Annotated in this window: 19 protein-coding genes; 5 read left to right on the forward strand and 14 right to left on the reverse strand. The window is 63.2% G+C overall.

The window, feature by feature from the left end; all coding sequences use genetic code 11:
* Positions 1-134: 134 nt before the first annotated feature.
* The 9 genes from OCA5_RS14430 to OCA5_RS14470 form a co-directional block, all read right to left on the reverse strand.
* Positions 135-1,073, reverse strand: coding sequence for a hypothetical protein (locus tag OCA5_RS14430; RefSeq protein ID WP_012562263.1), 939 nt, complete (start codon positions 1,071-1,073; stop codon positions 135-137).
* A gap of 121 nt (positions 1,074-1,194) precedes the next feature.
* A complete protein-coding gene (locus tag OCA5_RS14435) occupies positions 1,195-2,205 on the reverse strand; it encodes a hypothetical protein (RefSeq protein ID WP_012562262.1) in 1,011 nt (336 codons plus the stop codon).
* Positions 2,206-2,220: 15 nt separating this feature from the next.
* Positions 2,221-3,624 (reverse strand): NAD(P)(+) transhydrogenase (Re/Si-specific) subunit beta, encoded by a 1,404-nt coding sequence (locus OCA5_RS14440; RefSeq protein ID WP_012562261.1) that lies wholly within the window; start codon positions 3,622-3,624, stop codon positions 2,221-2,223.
* A gap of 15 nt (positions 3,625-3,639) precedes the next feature.
* Positions 3,640-3,960 (reverse strand): proton-translocating transhydrogenase family protein, encoded by a 321-nt coding sequence (locus OCA5_RS14445; RefSeq protein WP_012562260.1) that lies wholly within the window; start codon positions 3,958-3,960, stop codon positions 3,640-3,642.
* Between the two features lie 11 nt (positions 3,961-3,971).
* Positions 3,972-5,099 (reverse strand): Re/Si-specific NAD(P)(+) transhydrogenase subunit alpha, encoded by a 1,128-nt coding sequence (locus OCA5_RS14450; protein WP_012562259.1) that lies wholly within the window; start codon positions 5,097-5,099, stop codon positions 3,972-3,974.
* 118 nt (positions 5,100-5,217) lie between these two features.
* The gene (locus OCA5_RS14455) at positions 5,218-5,370 is read right to left on the reverse strand and encodes an aa3-type cytochrome c oxidase subunit IV (RefSeq protein ID WP_012562258.1); all 153 of its coding nucleotides are present in this window, start codon (positions 5,368-5,370) and stop codon (positions 5,218-5,220) included.
* Between the two features lie 180 nt (positions 5,371-5,550).
* The gene (locus OCA5_RS14460) at positions 5,551-5,946 is read right to left on the reverse strand and encodes a type II toxin-antitoxin system death-on-curing family toxin (RefSeq protein ID WP_081434665.1); all 396 of its coding nucleotides are present in this window, start codon (positions 5,944-5,946) and stop codon (positions 5,551-5,553) included.
* 6 nt (positions 5,947-5,952) lie between these two features.
* Positions 5,953-6,177 carry an AbrB/MazE/SpoVT family DNA-binding domain-containing protein gene (locus tag OCA5_RS14465; RefSeq protein WP_012562256.1) on the reverse strand — a complete coding sequence of 75 codons (225 nt, stop codon included), beginning with the start codon at positions 6,175-6,177 and terminating at the stop codon, positions 5,953-5,955.
* Positions 6,178-6,279: 102 nt separating this feature from the next.
* Positions 6,280-8,172 (reverse strand): M3 family oligoendopeptidase, encoded by a 1,893-nt coding sequence (locus OCA5_RS14470; protein ID WP_012562255.1) that lies wholly within the window; start codon positions 8,170-8,172, stop codon positions 6,280-6,282.
* 130 nt (positions 8,173-8,302) lie between these two features.
* On the opposite strand from OCA5_RS14470, the gene OCA5_RS14475 reads away from it, so the two are divergent.
* From OCA5_RS14475 to OCA5_RS14485, 3 genes are all read left to right on the forward strand, one after another.
* Positions 8,303-9,802, forward strand: coding sequence for a sigma-54-dependent transcriptional regulator (locus tag OCA5_RS14475; protein WP_012562254.1), 1,500 nt, complete (start codon positions 8,303-8,305; stop codon positions 9,800-9,802).
* Positions 9,803-10,080: 278 nt separating this feature from the next.
* Positions 10,081-12,219 (forward strand): L,D-transpeptidase family protein, encoded by a 2,139-nt coding sequence (locus OCA5_RS14480; RefSeq protein ID WP_012562253.1) that lies wholly within the window; start codon positions 10,081-10,083, stop codon positions 12,217-12,219.
* A 282-nt stretch (positions 12,220-12,501) separates the two neighbouring features.
* Entirely contained in the window at positions 12,502-14,118 is a 1,617-nt protein-coding gene (locus tag OCA5_RS14485; RefSeq protein ID WP_013913316.1) for a peptidoglycan L,D-endopeptidase MepK, read from the forward strand.
* A gap of 132 nt (positions 14,119-14,250) precedes the next feature.
* Here the strand turns inward: OCA5_RS14485 and OCA5_RS14490 are convergent, their stop codons facing one another.
* Both OCA5_RS14490 and OCA5_RS14495 read right to left on the reverse strand, forming a co-directional pair.
* Positions 14,251-14,520, reverse strand: a complete 270-nt coding sequence (locus OCA5_RS14490; RefSeq protein ID WP_012562251.1) for a DUF2312 domain-containing protein — start codon at positions 14,518-14,520, stop codon at positions 14,251-14,253.
* A gap of 187 nt (positions 14,521-14,707) precedes the next feature.
* Positions 14,708-15,010 carry a DUF1244 domain-containing protein gene (locus OCA5_RS14495; protein ID WP_012562250.1) on the reverse strand — a complete coding sequence of 101 codons (303 nt, stop codon included), beginning with the start codon at positions 15,008-15,010 and terminating at the stop codon, positions 14,708-14,710.
* A gap of 152 nt (positions 15,011-15,162) precedes the next feature.
* On the opposite strand from OCA5_RS14495, the gene OCA5_RS14500 reads away from it, so the two are divergent.
* Positions 15,163-15,732, forward strand: a complete 570-nt coding sequence (locus tag OCA5_RS14500) for a DUF1036 domain-containing protein (protein ID WP_013913317.1) — start codon at positions 15,163-15,165, stop codon at positions 15,730-15,732.
* A complete protein-coding gene (gene pyk / locus OCA5_RS14505; protein WP_012562248.1) occupies positions 15,729-17,165 on the forward strand; it encodes a pyruvate kinase in 1,437 nt (478 codons plus the stop codon). Before OCA5_RS14500 ends, pyk begins: the two co-directional genes overlap by 4 nt.
* Before the next feature lie 211 nt (positions 17,166-17,376).
* Here pyk and OCA5_RS14510 read toward each other — a convergent pair whose 3' ends face one another.
* The 3 genes from OCA5_RS14510 to OCA5_RS14520 all read right to left on the reverse strand — a co-directional run bounded on the left by OCA5_RS14510 (position 17,377) and on the right by OCA5_RS14520 (position 19,404).
* The gene (locus OCA5_RS14510) at positions 17,377-18,009 is read right to left on the reverse strand and encodes a tetratricopeptide repeat protein (protein ID WP_012562246.1); all 633 of its coding nucleotides are present in this window, start codon (positions 18,007-18,009) and stop codon (positions 17,377-17,379) included.
* A gap of 105 nt (positions 18,010-18,114) precedes the next feature.
* Complete coding sequence (gene ykgO / locus OCA5_RS14515; protein WP_002718645.1) at positions 18,115-18,240, reverse strand: type B 50S ribosomal protein L36; 126 nt, start codon at positions 18,238-18,240, stop codon at positions 18,115-18,117.
* Positions 18,241-18,462: 222 nt separating this feature from the next.
* A complete protein-coding gene (locus OCA5_RS14520; protein WP_012562244.1) occupies positions 18,463-19,404 on the reverse strand; it encodes a LysR family transcriptional regulator in 942 nt (313 codons plus the stop codon).
* Positions 19,405-19,445: the final 41 nt, after the last annotated feature.

The following is a 19,445-nucleotide window of genomic DNA, read 5'->3' on the forward strand; positions in this document are numbered from 1 at the left end:
GGTGAAAGCGAGATCTGTCATGGCCGGGCTTGTCCCAGCCATCCACGTCTTCTTCTCTGAATCTCTAAAGACGTGGATACTTGGCATAAAGCCGGGCATGACGGGCGGCTGATTCCGTCTCAAGCAAATCTGCTCTAGCGCGGCAGCACCGACTGGAAGGCCGATTTGGCCGCCGACACCACGTCCTCGGCAACGGAGCTGTCGTCCTTCTTTGCCCGCAGATCGAGCGGGCGTTCCGGAATCTCCGCAGGCGGCACCAGATGCGACGCCCGCGCCTCAATGGCCTGCGGAACATCCGCTGAAGCCGCTGGCACCGGCGCAACGGCAGCCGGCGGCACCGGTCCTGACGGCGAAACCGCAACCTCTTTCACTTCCACCGGCGCCGGCATCGCGGCGGCGGGCGCCGTCACAACAGGCGATGTCGCGGGCGCAGAGCCCGTGGTCATAGATGGCGCAGCAGCAGGCACGGCACGGCGTTCCGGCACGCGGGCCGCCTGCTCCACGGGTTTCGGCTCGACTATTCTGGGCGCAGCCTTTGGCTCTGCCTTGGCCTCGGCTTTGGGCTCCTCGGTCCGTAGCCGCTCGATCGCAGCCCGCGCCAGATCGTTGGCATCGGAGCCATTCACACTCTCAGCCGACGCAGGAACACTTTTCGCACCCTTGGCAAGCGCATGTGCACGCGCTTCGGTCTCACGGCGTTCAGCGTCCCGTTTCTCCAGTTCCCGCCGCTCGGCAGCTTTCCGGGCCGTCTCCGCCTTTTCTGCAGATGCGCGGGCAGCCGCCGCCTTCTCGCTCGCAAGCCGCTCCGCAGCCGCCTTGGCGGCGGCCTTTGCGGTCGCCTCGGCCTTGGTCTCAGGCTTGGCTTCAGCCTTGGCCTCCTTGGCTGCAGCATCATCCTTGCGCGGCGTCTCAGGCGTGGCTACGGCCTGCGCAGGCGCAGCCGTTGCCACCGGGGGCTTTTCCGCCGGGGCTTTGTTGTTGATGTAGTTGGTGACGATGTAGGCGCCGACGACCGTCGCCACGATGGAGGGGATCACCTCCAGAATATATTTGGACAGAAATTTCTTGATCATCGCGGAATGTGCTCCCCGGGCCGGGCCTGCATGCGGGAACTTTTGGGCCGATTGAGGGATCAACTGCGACCACTCGGTGGCAGGCGGTCACGGTTTAGAATTCAACCGTCTGCCGGCGGGGTCAGGAACGCGGCCGGCCAAGAGCCGCTTGCAATTTTTTGCGCGGCTGGCGGAGCCAGGGGCGCGCCTTCCGCCATGTATCGACACCCAAGGTCGATACCCGCTTCGGGATGCGCAGCGGCCGCAACAGTCCCTCGATGGCCACGAGATTGAGCCGCATCAGCCGCGCCTCGCGATCCTGCACGCCATAGCTCAGGATCGCATGACGACCCGTCAGGCAGAGCCCTGCGCAATATTCGACGTCATCACCTTCGAAGGTGAAGGCAGGCGACATCCGCCGCAGCCGAAAATCATCGTCGAATTCGACCAGCCGATGCACGAAGGAACTGACGTGCCGCCAGTCCCGGCGCTGATGAACCACGCAGAGCCAGTTGTTGCCGCGATAGCGAACGAGAGGTGACGAACCGGCCCATCCTTCAAGCCGGCCGTAGCGGTCGAGGCGCACGCGGGAGAGGCTGCCGTTGCGATAGGAAAGGATCTCGGTCGGATCGACCCAGTAGATCCATTTGAGGTCGCCGCCGTCCACCAGCGGCATCCAGTTCTTCTCGCGGGACGAACCGGCCGGAGACGGCAGCAGATGCCATTCGACGACCTTGTGTCCCTGCAGCCGACAGAGCGCGATCTGGCAGACGAGCGGATCGTCGGCGAGCACCCACGTCGCGGTGAACCACCAGGCATCTTTCCAGCGAAACAGCCGACCATCCTCGAGCCGATTCCACGGGTTGCGATCGAGGCCGACAGCGCTGTCGTCGATCCGCTCGAACTGCGTGATGCGAAGTTCATCGTCCAGCCGGGCCAGCCAGTTGCCGGACTTGAAGCCGCCTTCCGGTGCGGTCAGCACGCGGCCATAGGAATCGAGCTCGTAATTGACCGAACGGATCAGACAGAAAAACCCCTCGTCGCTTGCCGCGATCGAGGGGTTGCAGATTTTGGGATCATGAGGCACCGCGAGCGGCACGATCGCCGCATCGCCGACAGTTGCAAGCCGAAGCTTTGGCGTGCGTGGCCTCATTTCCGATGATGCTGATTACATCGCCTTGACGATATTCTCCGTCATCTTCTTGGCGTCGCCGAGAAGCATCATGGTGTTGTCACGGTAGAACAGCGGGTTGTCGACGCCGGCATAACCGGAGGCGAGCGAGCGCTTGATGAACATCACCGTGCCTGCCTTCCAGACCTGAAGCACCGGCATGCCGTAGATCGGCGAGGACGGGTCTTCTTCCGCGGCCGGGTTGGTCACGTCGTTGGCGCCGATCACGAATGCGATGTCGGCCTGCGCGAACTCCGAGTTGATGTCCTCGAGCTCGAATACCTCATCGTAAGGCACGTTCGCTTCGGCGAGCAGCACGTTCATGTGGCCAGGCATACGGCCCGCGACCGGATGGATGGCGTACTTCACTTCCACGCCTTCCTTCTTCAGCATATCGGCCATTTCGCGCAGCGCGTGCTGAGCCTGCGCCACTGCCATGCCGTAGCCTGGCACGATGATGACCTTCTGCGCGTTCTTCATGATGAAGGCTGCGTCGTCGGCCGAACCGAGCTTGACCGGACGTGCTTCGCCGCCGCCCGCGGCAGCACCAGCCGCCGCAGCGTCGCCACCGAAGCCGCCGAGAATGACCGAGATGAACGAGCGGTTCATCGCGTGGCACATGATGTAGGACAGGATCGCGCCAGACGAGCCGACCAGCGCACCGGTGATGATCAGCGCCGAGTTGCCGAGCGTGAAGCCGATGCCGGCCGCGGCCCAACCCGAATACGAGTTCAGCATCGAGATCACGACGGGCATGTCCGCGCCGCCGATCGGGATGATCAGCAGCACGCCGAGCACCAGCGCGATGATGGTAATGAGCCAGAAGTCGACCGCGCTCTGCGAGGTGACGAGGCCGTAGATGAAGAACACCAGCGCGAGGCCGAGCACGATGTTGATGAGGTGGCGTGCCGGTAAAATGATCGGCGCGCCGCTCATGCGGCCCGACAGCTTGAGGAACGCGATCACCGAGCCGGTGAAGGTCAGCGCGCCGATGGCGACGCCGAGCGACATTTCAACGAGGCTCGATGCGTGGATGCTGCCATGGGTACCGATGTCGAAGGCGGTCGGCGCGTAGAACGCACCGGCTGCGACGAGCACCGCCGCCATGCCGACCAGCGAGTGGAAGGCCGCGACGAGTTCGGGCATTGCCGTCATCGGCACGCGGCGGGCGATCAGTGCGCCGATCGCGCCACCGATGGCGATGCCGAGCACCACCAAAATCCAGGCGGTGCCGCTTGCCGGCGGATGCGCCGCCAGCGTGGTTGCGACGGCGATGGCCATACCGACCATGCCGAGGAAGTTGCCTTGGCGCGACGATGCCGGAGAGGACAGGCCGCGCAGCGAGAGGATGAAGAGGACGGCTGCAACGAGGTAGAGCAGCGCCGAGAGATTCGCGTTCATAGGCCCGGCCCCACCTTACTTCTGCTTCTTCTTGTACATCGCCAGCATGCGCTGGGTCACAAGGAAGCCGCCAAAAATATTGATTGATGCGAAAACAAGCGCCACGAAACCGAAGGCGCGTGCCCAGAGCGGGCCGTTGTCATCACCGACAAGGGCGACGCCAACGGCAAGCAGCGCACCGACCACGATCACCGAGGAGATCGCGTTGGTCACCGACATCAGCGGCGTGTGCAACGCAGGCGTAACCGACCACACCACGAAATAGCCGACGAACACCGCGAGCACGAAGATCGACAGCCGGAATACGAACGGATCGACAACCTCAAGAGCATGCATGGCTGTATTCCTTATGCTTTCGGCTGGAAGTTCGGGTGAATGACGGCGCCGTCCTTGGTCAGGGCCGTGGCCTTGATCAATTCATCATCCCACTTCACGGCCAGCGACTTGGTTTCCTTGTCGAACATCGTTTCGATGAACGACTGCAGGTTGCGCGCATAAAGGCCGGAAGCCGAGGCCGCGACCCTGCCCGCGAGGTTGGTGAAGCCGATGATCTTCACGCCGTTGACCTCAGCGATCTCGTCGACCTTGGCGCCTTCGACGTTGCCGCCGCGCTCAACCGCGAGATCAACCAGCACGGAGCCCGGCTTCATCGATTTCACCATGTCGAGCGTGACCAGCTTCGGCGCCGGACGGCCCGGAATCAACGCGGTGGTGATGATGATGTCCTGCTTCTTGATGTGCTCGGCAGTAAGTGCGGCCTGCTTCGCCTGGTATTCCTTGGACATCTCCTTGGCGTAACCGCCGGCCGTCTGCGCGTTCTTGAACTCCTCGTCTTCAACCGCGAGGAATTTTGCGCCGAGGCTTTCGACCTGCTCCTTGGTCGCCGGGCGAACGTCGGTGGCGGTGACCGCTGCGCCAAGCCGGCGTGCGGTTGCGATCGCCTGCAGACCGGCAACGCCGACACCCATCACGAACACCTTCGCGGCCGGCACCGTGCCTGCTGCCGTCATCATCATCGGGAAGGCACGACCGAAAGCCTCCGCCGCCTCGATCACCGCGCGATAGCCCGCGAGGTTGGCCTGAGAGGACAGCACGTCCATCACCTGCGCGCGGGTGATGCGCGGCATCAGTTCCATCGCGAAAGACGCGACGCCGGCATCGGCCATTGTCTTCAGCGCGGCTTCATTGCCGTACGGGTCCATGATCGCGATCACGGCCGCACCCTTCTTGTAGGATGCAAGCTCGTTCGCCTGCGGACGGCGCACCTTGATGACGACGTCGGCATCCTTCACCGCATCGCCGCTGACCGTCGCGCCCACGGCCTCGAAATCCGAATCGAGCAGGCCCGATTTCAGGCCGGCGCCGGGTTCGATCGCAACGTCGATGCCGAGCGCCTTGAATTTCTTCACGGTATCCGGCGTCGCCGCGACCCGCGGCTCGGCCGCGTCTAGTTCCTTGGCAATCGCTATCTTCATAAAGCCTCCCGCGATCTCAGAGCTCGCGTCTGACCGGTGCTTGGCGCACCCCGACAACATGCAAAGGCGGCTTCCGCCGCCTCCTTCAATCCCGTTGATTATTCAGGGGAAATTCGAATTAGGTGAGGAAGATCGCCATCAGGACCAGCACCACGACCGTGGCGATGCCGGTGTACTTCATCAACTTCAGGAAATCTTCGTAGCTCTGCTCGTGCGCCGGATAGTCGTTCCCATCCGCGGTCGTGTAGGCCACCTCGTTGTGGTCCGCCATGATTGCCTCCAGCATCAAATTTTCTTGGGCAATACCGCACTTGCCGCGGCAGGGCAACGGCTTGGAGAGCTTGTTCTAGGCAAAAAGTTGAAGACCAGCCCTGCGTAAAAGCTTGCGGGGAATATGGCGGGCGGATCGCCGCCCGATCCGATGGGTCTCACCATCGGCCGGATATCGGATTCAGGACGCGGGCCAATTGTCTCGTATCCAGCGGATAAGCCCGTCTTCCCCCACCTCGCCAGCCGCAAGCGCAAAAATCATCGCTGCGGCATCGGCAGGCGGAGGTGAAAAGCGAACTTCGTTTTTTGCCAGAAACACCATCAGGCTCATGAACGAAATTCGTTTGTTTCCGTCCACGAATGCATGGTTTCTGGCCAAGCCAAAAGCATAGGCAGCGGCAAGCTGAGCCAAATCGGCTTGCTCATAGCGCCACTTGTTGATGGGGCGCTCCAAAGCGGAACGCAACATCCCTTCATCCCGCAAGCTGGCCGCACCGCCAAAACGGCGGAGCTGGCGGCTATGCATGGCAATTACCTGCTCATAGGTGAGCCAGAGCGGTTCGGAAACCTCAGCCACGCTCGCTTACTTCGCCAGAACCGCGAGTGTGTCCCGATATTCGTCCATGACCTCTTCGGCGATCTTCATCGTCTTCTCGAAGTCAGGATCGTAGGGAAGAGCCTGAAAGCCACCGCCCGGAAGCTCCGTAATATGGAGTGTCTGTCCGCGCTTAAGGTCGAGACGCTGCATCAATTCACGCGGCAGCAGAACGCCGTCAGAATTGCCGATCTTCTTGATCTCGATCTTCATGGCATGTCTCCACGGATAATGCTTAGGAGGCGTTATACATCTGTATAACGCCTCCTATCATTCTGTTCAACAAATGTTTTACGCGTCACGCTGCACCGCGCCCTATTTCATGGTCTCGAGTTCGTCGATCATGCCTTCGATCACTGAAAGACCGCCATCCCAGAAGGTCGGGTCTTTGGCGTCCAGCCCGAACGGCGCCAGCAGTTCGGAATAATGCTTGGTGCCGCCGGCCGCGAGCATGGCGAGATAGCGCTCGGCAAAGCCCTCCGCCGCGCGCTCGTAGACCGCATAGAGCGAGTTCACAAGGCAATCACCGAACGCATAAGCGTAGACGTAGAACGGCGAATGGATGAAGTGCGGGATGTACATCCAGAATGTCTCGTAGCCCGGCTTGATCTCGATCGCCGGCCCCAGGCTCTCGCCCTGCACCGACAGCCAGATCTCGCCGAGCCGCTCGGCGGTGAGTTCGCCCTCACGCCGCTCGGTGTGGACCATGCGCTCGAACGTGTAGAATGCGATCTGCCGCACCACGGTGTTGATCATGTCCTCGACCTTGCCCGCGAGCAGCGCCTGGCGCTGCTTGGCGTTCTTGGTCTGCGCGAGAAGACGCTTGAAGGTCAGCATCTCGCCGAACACGCTTGCGGTTTCGGCAAGCGTCAGCGGCGTCGGCGCCATCAGCGCACCGTTCTTCGCGGCCAGCACCTGATGCACCCCGTGACCGAGCTCGTGAGCAAGCGTCATCACGTCGCGCGGCTTGCCCTGATAGTTCATCAGCACATAGGGATGCGCCGACGGCGTGGTCGGATGCGAGAACGCACCCGGCGCCTTGCCTGCGCGCACCGGTGCATCGATCCAGCGATCATCGAAGAAGCGTTTCGCGATCGAGGCCATCTCCGGCGAGAATTCGCCATAGGCCTTGAGCACGGTCGCGCGCGCATCGCCCCAGGCGATATTGCCAGCGGCCGCGAACGGCAGCGGCGCGTTGCGGTCCCAATGCGGCAGCTTCTTCTTTTTGAACCACGACGCCTTCAGCGCGTAGTAGCGATGCGAGATGCGCGGATAGGCGGCGCGCACCGAAGCCACGAGTGCATCCACCACCTCGCGCTCGACACGATTGGCGAGGTGGCGCGAGTCCGCGACATCCTGAAAGCCGCGCCAGCGGTCGGAAATTTCCTTGTCCTTGGCGAGCGTATTGGTGATGAGCGCAAAGGTGCGCTCATTCGCCTTGAAGGTTTTCGCCAGCGCCTGCGCCGCCGTTTTGCGCTTCGCGGGTGCGCGATCCTGCAGGAAATTCAGCGTCGGCTCGATCGCCAGTTCCTTCGCACCGACCTTGAAGCGCAGGCCCGCGATGGTCTGGTCGAACTGCCTGTTCCAGGCGCCATAGCTCGTCGTCGATTTCTCGTGAAAGAGCTGCTCGATGCGGTCCTCGAGCTGATAGGGCTTGTCCTTGCGGATATCCTCGAGCCAGGGCCGGTAATAGCCCAGCGCCGGCACCTGCATCGCCTGTTCGATCAGATCGTCGTCGATGCGGTTGAGTTCGAGCGTGAAGAACAAGAGATGCGTCGAGGCATTGGTGAGGCGCTCGGACACATCGCCGTAGAATTTCGAGATTGCGGGATCGACGGTGTCGCCCGCATGCACGAGTCCTGCGTAGGAAATCAGCCGACCCGCGAGATCGTCGATCGCCTCATAGGCCTTCACCGCTTCCGCAAGCCACTCACCTGCGCCTGGCTGCGACAGCCTCGCCGCGATCTTGCCTTTGTAGGCGGCCTCGAACTCCACGCAATCCGCATCGAGCTTGTCGAGGTCGCGCGCAATCTCCGGCGCAGTGATCGAGGCATAGAGGTCGCCGAGATTCCACTCGGGAAGCTTTGGCGTTTTCGCGCTCGGCGATTTCTTCGCAGCCACTGATTTCGCAGACATCGATTTCGCAGGCTTGGCCGCCTTCTTCGTCTTGACGGATTTGCGCAAAGCGGAGGACGAGCGTGCAGCCATGTTTCCTACCTGTTTGTTTCGTGTCGGGTGACGGCGTTGTGGACAACCGCCAACTCTTAAGAGGGTGTTAATCGGCTTCGGCGAGAGTGCCCCGATTCGAGACAGATAAACCTGCTAACCGGGGAATTCCATGGCCGCCACTATTCTGATTGCCGATGACGATGCCGTCCAGCGCCGTTTGCTGGACAACATGGTGCAGCGTTGCGGCTATCGGACCATCGTCGTCGAGAGCGGCGACGCGGCGATGACGGTGCTGGCAGATGAAACGCAACCGATCGACGCCGTCGTGCTCGACCTCGTGATGCCGGGCCTCGACGGCCTCGGCGTGCTGGCGCGAATGCGCGACGCTTCGCTGCATGTGCCCGTCGTGGTGCAGACCGCGCATGGCGGTATCGACAACGTGGTCTCCGCCATGCGCGCGGGCGCGCATGATTTCGTCGTCAAGCCGGTCGGCATCGAGCGGCTGCAGGTCTCCTTGCGTAACGCGCTTGATGCGAGCGCGCTCAAGGGTGAACTGCAGCGCATCCGTCATTCGCGCGAAGGCCGCCTCACCTTCAAGGACATCGTGACGCGCTCGGAAGCGATGGCCCATGTACTTGCGATCGGCCAGAAGGCCGCAGCCTCCGCCATTCCGGTGCTGATCGAAGGCGAATCCGGCGTCGGCAAGGAATTGTTTGCGCGCGCCATTCATGGCTCCTCGGAACGCGCGAGCAAGCCGTTCGTCACCGTCAATTGCGGCGCGATCCCCGACAATCTCGTGGAATCAATCCTGTTCGGCCACGAGAAGGGCGCGTTCACCGGCGCGACCGAGCGGCATGCCGGAAAATTCGTCGAGGCCTCCGGCGGCACGCTGTTCCTCGATGAGGTCAGCGAATTGCCCCTGACAGCACAAGTGAAGCTCCTGCGCGCCCTGCAGCAGGGCGAGGTCGAGGCGGTCGGAGGGCGGAAGCCCGTGAAGGTCGATGTCCGCATCATCTCGGCGACCAACCGCAACCTTCTGAACCATGTGAAGGCCGGGCACTTCCGCGACGACCTGTTCTACCGCCTGCATGTGCTGCCGCTGACGATCCCGCCACTGCGGGCGCGGCGCGAGGACATTCCGCATCTCTTGCGACATTTCCTTGCGCGCTTCGGCGCCGAGGAAAACCGCGCCATTGCCCGCGTCAGTGCCGGTGCGATGGAACGTCTCGTCACCGCGGACTGGCCGGGTAACGTCCGCCAACTCGAGAATGCCGTCTATCGCGCCGTGGTGCTCTCCGATGGTGATGAGCTGCGGGCCGAAGATTTCCCCGCCATCGTCGGCACCGATGCAATCGGTGAGGAAAGCCCGATCCCTGCGGCCGAAGCGCTCACCCTGCCCCAGCCCTCGCGGGTCCCCGGCCAGGACATTCCGATTGCGCCCGCACAACCGGTCCCGGCCATGCTGCCGCACGGCAACCTCTCGATGCTCGACGAGCAGGGCGAAACCCGTCCGCTGGAAGAGATGGAGGCCGAGATCATCCGCTTTGCGGTGTCGCATTATCGCGGCCAGATGTCGGAAGTCGCGCGTCGGTTGAAAATCGGCCGCTCGACCCTCTATCGGAAGATGGACGAGATCGGCGGCGCGGCCAGTAAAGCCGAAGTCTCCTGATCGTCGCACACCATCGGCGGACCGTTGCCGCGCGGTGACAGCGCGAGCGAAAGCGTACGTGAGCCCATCTGCGTGAGGTCAGTTTCGCGTGACATCACCCGCCGTGAACTAGGCGCATGGCACCGGTGCGTGTACACTTCATCGACGGTGCGATGAATCGGTCGGGCACGTTGCAGCGGCGGGATAATCCGGCCATGCCGAATTTTGCCTCATAGAAGTGCCCGAATGAGACAATCTTGCTGTTCCGGCCGGGACAGCCTTGCTCAGGGAACTCGATAATGCATGACCTCTCGACTGGCCGCAGCGGTTACGATCGCATGCTGGCAGCCGTAGCAGCGACGTTTTTGCTCGCAGGGACCGTAACGTTCGCCCATGCCGAGCCGGCGTCGGAAGCAGCCATCAGCGCCGCAGTTCCCATGCCCGATACCTCGCTCGTGCCGCCGCCCACCGCGGCCGACGTCAAGCTCGATGCGGTCAAGCCCGCAGCCAGCGCGCAGAACGAGGCCGTCGAGGCTGCAAAACCGGCTGCCACTGAGCCGGCAAAATCTGAAAGTGCAGAAACCAGGACCCCTGCTCCGGCGGCACCGGCAGCCGAGGCAGCAAAGAGCGAACCTGCCAAATCGGAAGCAAGCAAGTCCGAGGCGCCCGCGCCTGCCGCGACCAATTCTGACGCCGCCAAGGCACAGACGCCTGCCACGACGGCCGAACCCGCCGTTGCCGCGCTCGATCCCTTCGGCGAAGCGCTGCGCGATCTGATCGCGGCCAAGGGCGCCAAATATTTCGATCGCAAGAAAGAGCGCGCCGCGGTCGAGGCGTTCTACAAGGACCGCAACTACGCGCCGCTGTGGACCAAGGGTGCCGCAGCAAGCCCGCGCGCAAGCGAGGCGATCGCGCGGCTGAAGAAGGCCGACGAGGACGGGCTTGATGCCGGCGACTATCCGATTCCGGATTTCGCCGCGGCCACGACCCCCGAGGCACAGGCCGACGTCGAGCTGCGGCTCACTGAGAGCGCGCTCGATTATGCCCGCCATGCCCAGAGCGGCCGCATGCACTGGTCGCAGGTGTCCGGCGACATCCAGTATCCGGATCACACGCCGGATCCGACCGAGATCCTCATCAACATCTCGACCGCGCGCAATGCCGGCGCGGCCCTTGAGACCTACAATCCGCCGCACAAGGCCTTCCAGCAATTGCGGGCGAAGCTCACCGAACTGCGCGGCGATACCGACGAAAGCCACAAGATCGCCGATGGTGAGACGCTGCGCTTCGTCAAGGCAACCAAGAAGAACCCGAACCCTACCGTCATGGAAGATGCGCGCGTGCCGGCACTGCGCGCCAAGCTCGGCATCACCGAGAACGCCAGCGACACCCATTACGATGCGACCGTTGCCACTGCCGTGCGCAAATTCCAGGCCGCGAACGGTCTCAAGGCCACCGGTGTCCTCGACAAGCAGACGCTTGCCGCACTGAACGGGCCGAAGAACGATCGCAAGATCGACATCGTCCGCGTCAATATGGAGCGCTGGCGCTGGCTGCCGCGCGACCTCGGCGCCAAGGCGCTGGGCGATGCCTATGTCGTTCTCAACATTCCCGACTATTCGCTCAAGCTGATGCACAACGGCGCGCCAGTGTGGAAGACGCGCGTCGTGGTCGGCAAGCCGGGCAAGCATGCGACGCCCGAGCTCACCGAAACCATGAAGTACATCACGGTCAATCCGACCTGGAACGTGCCGCCGTCGATCATCTACAATGAGTATCTGCCGGCCCTGCAGCAGGACCCGACCGTGCTCGAGCGCATGGGCCTCAAGCTGCAGCGCAATCCCGATGGCACCATCCGCATCTCGCAGCCGCCGGGCGAGCGCAACGCGCTGGGCCGCATCCGCTTCAACTTCCCGAACAAGTTCCTGGTCTATCAGCACGACACGCCGGACAAGCATCTGTTCGCGAAAACCGAGCGTGCCTTCAGCCACGGCTGCATGCGCGTGCAGAACCCCGATCAGTATGCGGCAAACCTGCTCAGCATCGCGCTGCCGAAGGACCACTACACTCCGGAGAAGATCCGCGGCATGTACGGCCGCAGCGAGATCAACATCAACTTCCCGACCCCGATCCCGGTCAACATCGTCTACCACACTGCTTTTGTGGATGACGCGGGAGTGCTGGAATTCCGCAAGGACATCTACGGCCGCGATGCGCGGATGATCTCGCTGCTCAAGGGCAGCGGCAAGAATCTCGAAGCTGTGGTCGCGCATTCCCAGCCGAACTATGTGAAGCCGACCAACAACATCAACATTCCGGGTGACGGCTACGCGGATCGCTCGTCCGGGCCGAATTTCTTCGAGTTGTTGTTTGGTGGCGGCCGCAGCGCCCAGGTCGAGCAGGAACCGCGCCGCCGGCGCCAGCAGCAGCGTTATTAAGGCTTCGGCTTAAAATTTTTCACTGCGGGTTCCCCGGCTGGAGCCCTCACTTTGGCAATAAAATCAGGGCTCCGCTGCAAAGCGGGGCCCTTCGCATTAACCCTGACGGCAAGGCGGATATATCTGCCGGCCACTTTTTGCCATACTCAGCCCGTTAGCTCTCAATCGCGTGATCGGGGATGGGCATAAATCTCCATTAACCGAGCAGAGTTACACACGATTCATCATCTCCGCTGCGTGGGGTAGCGGAGACCTTCGATCCAAGTTCCGACGGGACGGTAAGTGGCGGGCGATCATCCACGCGGCATCAGGCATTTGTCTGCGCGGCACTCCTTGCGAGTGAGCGTTGCGGCGACGCTTCTGTTGTTCGCAGGCGCCGGCGTCGTGCATGACGCGACCGCAAGCAACGACACCCGCACGCTGTCCTTCCATCACACCCATTCCGGCGAAGACCTCACCGTCACCTTCAAGCGCAACGGCCGTTACGATTCCGACGCGCTGAAGAAGCTCAATCACTTCCTGCGCGACTGGCGAAGCCAGGATTCGACCACGATGAACCCGCATCTGTTCGACATCCTGTGGGAGGTCTATCGCGACGTCGACGGCAAGCAGCCGATCCAGATCATCTCCGCCTATCGCTCGCCCAAGACCAACGCCATGCTGCGCCGCCGCTCGGCACATTCGGGCGTTGCGCGCTTCAGCCAGCACATGCTCGGCCATGCGATGGACTTCTTCATTCCCGGCGTACCGCTCGAGAAAATCCGCTTCGCCGGACTTCGCCTGCAGCGTGGCGGCGTCGGCTTCTACCCCTCATCCGGCTCGCCGTTCGTGCATCTCGACACCGGCAGCGTGCGCCACTGGCCGCGCATGACCCACGACCAGCTCGCGCGCGTGTTCCCGGACGGTAAGACCGTGCATCTGCCGACCGATGGCCGCCCGCTCAAGGGCTACGATGTCGCGCTTGCCGAAATCCAGCGCCGCAAGGGCGACGAGACCACCTCGACCAAGACACGCAGCCTGCTCGCCTCGCTGTTCAAGGGAAAACAATCGGCAGAGGATGACGAAGAATCCTCCGCCGCAACCTCAACCCCGGCCGCTGAGCCCGCAGCGGCCACCTCCGCCAAGCCGAGCGTGATCGCATCGGCCGCCGAGAAGGTGAAGGACAAGATCGCCGAAATGGTGCCGATGCCGCGCGCCCGTCCGGTCCGCACCGCAAGCTACCGCGTCGCCTCCGCCGATCCGGCCGAGCTTCCGGTCGCTATTCCCGCAAAACCCACCGCCAGGCCTGTTGCCGCCAATCGTCCTCTGACGATTGCCCAACTGATCGAAGCGCGCGTTGCGTGGGATGACGAGGCGATGACGCCGAAGGCCGCGTCAGCCGAACAGGTCGCGGCGCTTCGCGCACGCCATGCCACGCACGAAGACCCGCAGACGACTGCGACGCTTTCACCGAACGTCAGCGCGGCGATGGCCTATGCGTCGCCGCAGCTTCTCGACCGCAGCAAAGTCGTCGCCGCGAGCGCGCCACTGCCGGCGTCGCATCTGTCGACCGTCGGTGAGGCGGTTGCGGTCCGTGCCACCACGATCACCGGCAAGATGCTGGATAGCGATGCCCGTTCGCCGACGGTGATGCTGCGCCTCGCCAACGCCGATCAGGCAAGCGACATCTGGCTGCGCGCCATGATCCATGCGCCTCGCGCCAACCGCGCACTCTCCGCCTCCGTGATGGGCGATCCTGACATGACGGCGATGAGCGCGCATTTCGTGAAGCCCGCGCGCGCGGTGACAATGACCTTCTCGCGCGATGGCGAGACCGGCCCGGCTTGCGATCATTTCAGCGGTCAGGCGATCGCCGCGATGCCGACGACGACCTTCATGCACACCGCCTCGCTGCGGTAAGCCCCATTTACAGAGTGTCATGCGCGGACTTGATCCGCGCATCCATCTTTTGATGGATTGCCGGGTCAAGCCCGGCAATGACGATTTTGGAATGTGGGACTAGCTAGGCCAACCTGAGACTTCGCCCAAGCCTCACAGCATGCCGAGCGCCTGCATGTAGGTCTCGAGGATGGTTTCCTGCTCCTCGCGCTCGTTGGCGTCCTGCTTGCGCATGCGCACGATGGTGCGCAGCGCCTTGACGTCGAAGCCGTTGCCCTTGGCCTCGGCGTAGACGTCGCGAATGTCGTCGGAGATCGTCTTCTTCTCTTCTTCCAGCCGCTCGATGCGCTCGATGATCGCCTTGAGCTGATCCTTGGCGAAACGGTGGGCGACGTCTTCCTTCGCGGCGGCGGCTGTGGCCATCGTCAACTCCTGAACTTTGATGGGGTGGCGCCGGCCGGTCGGCAGAGCGTCTTGCGGGCGTCACACTCATCCACGCGGCGAGGTTGCGTCAAGGCAAGCAGCCGCGCCGTCCACAATGCCCACAGGCCTGTCGACGGACGCGATAAAAGTGTTGCGATGGAGAAGGCTTGAGCGGCGTGCGCCGCCCTTAGTGGCTGGCGGCGGCCTGTTTCATCGCCGCGACCTGCTCGGGTGTCGCCTCGGTCTGATACTTCGCCTTCCAGGTCTCATAGGGCATGCCGTAGACCGCCTCGCGCCCCTCGTCCTTGGTCATCGGCACGCCGCGCTCGTCGGCCGCGTCCTTCATCCAGTTCGATAGACAGTTGCGGCAAAACCCCGCCAGATTCATCATGTCGATGTTCTGCACGTCGGTGCGCCTCTGCAGATGTGCGACCAGACGGCGGAAAACGGCTGCCTCGAGCTCGGTCTGCGTTGCTTTATCGATTGCCATGACGCTCCTCGTTCTCCGGCCGCGGCCTGATGGCCCTGCAGCCTCTTTGGGTCTGACCTTAAGAGATAGACCGGGCAGCCGATTTTACCAGTCCCGGCCCGCCGCTCCAGTTGGAATCCGTGCGGCAGTTGAGATAGCTTGGCCCCGCTGAAATGAACATGCGGTTGTTTGCCTTGCGTTTTGCTCTTCCCCTCCTTGTGGGATCCCTCCTTGCCGTGCCTGCGCTGTGCGCCTTCCCCGCACCGGCGCACGCCGACTTCCGCCTGTGCAACAACACATCGAGCCGGGTCGGCATCGCGCTCGGCTACAAGGACGCGGAAGGCTGGGTGACGGAGGGGTGGTGGAATATCTCCTCCCACGCGTGCGAAACCCTGCTCAAAGGCACGCTGGTGGCGCGCTATTATTACATCTACGGCCTCGATTACGACCGTGGCGGCGAATGGTCCGGCCAAGCCTTCATGTGCTCGCGCGACAAGGAATTCACCATCAAGGGCACCGACAACTGTCTCGCCCGCGGTTACGACCGTACCGGCTTCTATGAAGTCGATACCGGCGAGCAGCGCTCCTGGACCGTGCAGCTCACCGAAGCCGGCGAGCAGAACGTGCCGCGCATGCAGCCGACCCTGCCCGGCCTGCCGAACGCGCCCGGCGCCGGCCAGCCCGGCGGCACATTGCCGCCACCCGCACCACTGCCCACGCCGGGAACCGGAAAAAATCAATGAGACGGCTGCGCCGCGTTCGCATTCTCGCAACCCTCGGGCCTGCGTCGTCCGACAGCACGACCATTCGCAAGCTGTTCGAGGCGGGGGCGGATGTTTTCCGCATCAACATGAGTCACACCTCGCATGACAAGATGCGTGAGCTCATCGCGACCATTCGCAATATCGAGGCAAGTTATAATCGCCCGATCGGCATTCTCGTCGATCTGCAGGGCCCGAAGCTGCGGCTTGGCACCTTCAAGGAGAGTGCGGCGATCCTCGCCAACGGCCAGAGCTTCGTGCTCGATTCCGATCCCGCGCCGGGCGATGCCACCCGCGTCCACCTGCCTCATCCGGAAATCCTGCGCGCCCTGAAGGAAGGCGACGCGCTGCTGATCGACGACGGCAAGCTGCGGCTCATCGCGGAAGAGACCTCACCCCAGCGCGCGGTGACGCGCGTCGTGATCGGTGGGCGCATCTCCGACCGCAAGGGCGTGAGCCTGCCCGATACCGACCTGCCGGTCTCGGCAATGACCGCGAAGGACCATGCCGACCTTGCCGCTGCACTCGAAGCCGGCACCGACTGGATCGCGCTCTCTTTCGTGCAGCGCGCCGACGATGTGCACGAGGCACGCCGCATCGTGCGCGGCCGCGCCGCGATCATGTCCAAGATCGAGAAACCGCAGGCGATCGACCGCCTTGCCGACATTATGGAAGCCTCCGACGCCATCATGGTGGCGCGCGGCGATCTTGGCGTGGAAATGCCGGTGGAGCGCGTGCCCGGCCTGCAGAAGCAGATGACGCGCATGGCACGGCGCATGGGCAAGCCGGTGATCATCGCCACGCAGATGCTGGAATCGATGATCGCCTCGCCAGTGCCAACCCGTGCCGAAGTCTCCGACGTCGCGACTGCCGTGTTCGAGGGCGCCGACGCGGTGATGCTGTCGGCGGAATCGGCGGCGGGCAAATATCCCTCCGAGGCCGTGATGATGATGGATCACATCGGCGAGGAGGTGGAGCGCGATCCGACCTTCGGCAGCGTGATCGACGCCCAGCGCCCCGATCCAGAAGCCACCGCAGGCGATGCCATCGCCGAAGCCGCGCGGCGGATTGCCGAGACGCTGCATCTGCCCGCAATCATCTGCTGGACCAGCTCCGGCTCGACGGCGATGCGGGTCGCGCGCGAGCGGCCGCGCTGCCCAGTCGTTGCCATCACGCCGAACGCCACGGTCGCGCGCAAGCTCGCACTGCTATGGGGCGTACACTGCGTCGTCGCCGAGGACGCCCACGATTCCGACGACATCATCCACCGCGCGGGCCGCATCGCCTATCGCGACGGGTTCTGCAAGGCGGGCGAGCGCGTCATCGTCGTGGCGGGCGTGCCGTTCGGAACGCCCGGCACCACCAACATGGTACGGATCGCGACCATCGGCTCGGACGCCGACGCCAATCTGTGACTCCGACGGCCTTAGTCGAGAGAACTTTTTTCATAACAGATCGTCATGCGCGGACTTGATCCGCGCATCCATCTTTAGAAAACATTCCTGATGGATTGCCGGGTCATAGGCGAGCGGAAGCGACGCCGTTCTTCGAACGGCTATGCCCGGCAATGACGCATCGATAGCTTTGGCCGATCCGTAAAACGCTTCGAGGAGCCCACGGAAGGGCTTAGATATCCCGGCCTTCGACCTTTTCCGTCAGCGTCTTGACCATCTCCGGCACCTTCTCCAGATGCGGATTGATAGCAAGCGCTCGGCGGAAGGCATCGAGCGCGCGTTTGTTGTCGCCGGTCTCTTCCAGAATGAGGCCGAGCCCCGCCAGCGCCGCGAAGTGGCGCGGCTCGCGGCGCAGCACTTCCTGAATATCCTCCATGGCACGGACGTAATCGTTGCCCATGTAGTGCAGCGTCGCGCGCCTGTTCCAGGCTTCCACATAATCGGGCCGCAGCTTGATGATGGCATCGAGCAGCTTCAACGCGACGTCGGACTCCTTCTTCTCGACGGCGACGCGGGCGCGCGCCATCAGCAGCGCGACGGTGTCGCTCGGCGTCTTCATCCAGATCGCCCAGATCCGTGCTTCGACCGCGCGGGCACTGTCTTCATCGGGCGCGGCTCTCAGCGCCTCGAACAACACATCGAGATTCTTGACGTGTGAATTGACAGGCGGGAGTTTCTTCGGCGCTTCCGGCGGCCGCTGCTTCAGGCGGGATTCGGCATGCGCTACCACAGGCGCAACAGCAATGGCCGCGGCGAGGGCAAGTCCGGCTAAGACGTTGACGGCAGCATGCTGGCGCAAGGTCATAAGTGAATTTTAGACACGCAAACCGCCGCCTGCAAAGGGCAAGCGGCGCCAAACAATTGTGATGAGTTTGGGAACGCCGGACAGGTTCCGGCAGCGGTCAGGCGCTTAGCCCTGACGCGCCTTGAAGCGGCGCTGGACCTTGTTGATCACGTAAACCCGGCCCTTGCGACGGACCAGACGGTTGTTGCGGTGACGGCCACGGAGCGACTTCAGCGAGTTACGGACCTTCATGGGACAATGCTCTTGCGAAAGGCCGTTCAACAGGCCGAGTTGCATCAGATTTTTTCTATGGGCGCCCGGGCGGACAGGCCGTCGCCGGGATGGCCGGTTTCTAGAGACCACCGGGCGGAATGTCAATGCAATCAAGGCGTTTTCGCCCCGTAGAAGGACCAAAACCCGTCCATTTTCGCTCTTTCACCCTCTGAATCGTTGGAAAACCTGAGATTCTCAAGTTCAGGGCATAGCCTCCCTGGCCCGCGCAGCGGCAGCGGCCCTGCCCAACCGGGAGAGATGTGTGGCGAGGAACTCGATCAACGCCTCGACCCGCGCGGGCCGCGGACCGCCCGGCGGCATCACCAGATGCACCGCGCCCTCGGCCTGCTTCCAGCCCTTGAGGACCACCTCGACCTGCTTTTTGGCGATCGCCTCACCGATAATGAAGTCGGGCAGATCGGCAATGCCGTAACCGGCGAGCAGCGCAGGGATTACCGCTTCGCCATTATTGACCCGCAGCGGCCCCGACGGCCGCACCGACACCTCTTCGCCTGCGGCGTTGGCGTAGTGCCAGACATCCGGCGTTGTCCGGTAGGCGTAGCTGAAGCAGCGATGCTGGGCGAGATGCATCGGGTGCGTCGGCCGGCCGTACTTCTTCAAGTAAGACGGCGCCGCGACGGTATAGGCCGGCATCGGGCAGAGCCGCCGCGCCACCAGCGAGGAATCCGGCAGCCGCGCGATCCGCACGCCGATGTCGAACCCCTCCCCGATCAGATCGACCATCGCATCGCTCAGATGCAGATCGATCGACACATCGGGATATTGCGCGAGAAACTCCGGCAGCAGCGGTGCGATCACGCGCTGGCCGAACGTCATTGGCACGGCGAGCCGCACCACGCCCCGCGGCGCCGCGGCCTGCGACAGCGCTTCGTTCTCCACCGCTTCCGCATCCGCCAGGAGTTGCGCCGCGCGTACCGACAGCGCACGCCCGGCATCGGTCAGCGCCAAACGGCGCGAACTGCGGTTGAACAACCGCGCACCTAATCGCTCCTCCAGTCGGCTGACCGCCTTGGAGACGGTGGCCTTCGAGAACTTGAGTTCGCGCGCAGCAGACGCGAAGGAGCGCAACTCCACCACCTTGGCGAAGATCGCCATCGCCTCGAAATCGGGAAGTTTTGCCACCGCTCTTTCTCCATGCCACGCCGGCGTGCCATAACTCCCAC

Source organism: Afipia carboxidovorans OM5, from assembly GCF_000218565.1.
Taxonomy (GTDB): domain Bacteria; phylum Pseudomonadota; class Alphaproteobacteria; order Rhizobiales; family Xanthobacteraceae; genus Afipia; species Afipia carboxidovorans.

Bases quoted from the DNA above. Each gene is read 5' to 3' on its own strand.
- OCA5_RS14430 (WP_012562263.1), bottom strand. From the start codon at position 1,073: ATGATCAAGAAATTTCTGTCCAAATATATTCTGGAGGTGATCCCCTCC.
- OCA5_RS14435 (WP_012562262.1), bottom strand. From the start codon at position 2,205: ATGAGGCCACGCACGCCAAAGCTTCGGCTTGCAACTGTCGGCGATGCG.
- OCA5_RS14440 (WP_012562261.1), bottom strand. From the start codon at position 3,624: ATGAACGCGAATCTCTCGGCGCTGCTCTACCTCGTTGCAGCCGTCCTC.
- OCA5_RS14445 (WP_012562260.1), bottom strand. From the start codon at position 3,960: ATGCATGCTCTTGAGGTTGTCGATCCGTTCGTATTCCGGCTGTCGATC.
- OCA5_RS14450 (WP_012562259.1), bottom strand. From the start codon at position 5,099: ATGAAGATAGCGATTGCCAAGGAACTAGACGCGGCCGAGCCGCGGGTC.
- OCA5_RS14455 (WP_012562258.1), bottom strand. From the start codon at position 5,370: ATGGCGGACCACAACGAGGTGGCCTACACGACCGCGGATGGGAACGAC.
- OCA5_RS14465 (WP_012562256.1), bottom strand. From the start codon at position 6,177: ATGAAGATCGAGATCAAGAAGATCGGCAATTCTGACGGCGTTCTGCTG.
- OCA5_RS14470 (WP_012562255.1), bottom strand. From the start codon at position 8,172: ATGGCTGCACGCTCGTCCTCCGCTTTGCGCAAATCCGTCAAGACGAAG.
- OCA5_RS14475 (WP_012562254.1), top strand. From the start codon at position 8,303: ATGGCCGCCACTATTCTGATTGCCGATGACGATGCCGTCCAGCGCCGT.
- OCA5_RS14480 (WP_012562253.1), top strand. From the start codon at position 10,081: ATGCATGACCTCTCGACTGGCCGCAGCGGTTACGATCGCATGCTGGCA.
- OCA5_RS14490 (WP_012562251.1), bottom strand. From the start codon at position 14,520: ATGGCCACAGCCGCCGCCGCGAAGGAAGACGTCGCCCACCGTTTCGCC.
- OCA5_RS14495 (WP_012562250.1), bottom strand. From the start codon at position 15,010: ATGGCAATCGATAAAGCAACGCAGACCGAGCTCGAGGCAGCCGTTTTC.
- OCA5_RS14500 (WP_013913317.1), top strand. From the start codon at position 15,163: ATGAACATGCGGTTGTTTGCCTTGCGTTTTGCTCTTCCCCTCCTTGTG.
- pyk (WP_012562248.1), top strand. From the start codon at position 15,729: ATGAGACGGCTGCGCCGCGTTCGCATTCTCGCAACCCTCGGGCCTGCG.
- OCA5_RS14510 (WP_012562246.1), bottom strand. From the start codon at position 18,009: ATGACCTTGCGCCAGCATGCTGCCGTCAACGTCTTAGCCGGACTTGCC.
- ykgO (WP_002718645.1), bottom strand. From the start codon at position 18,240: ATGAAGGTCCGTAACTCGCTGAAGTCGCTCCGTGGCCGTCACCGCAAC.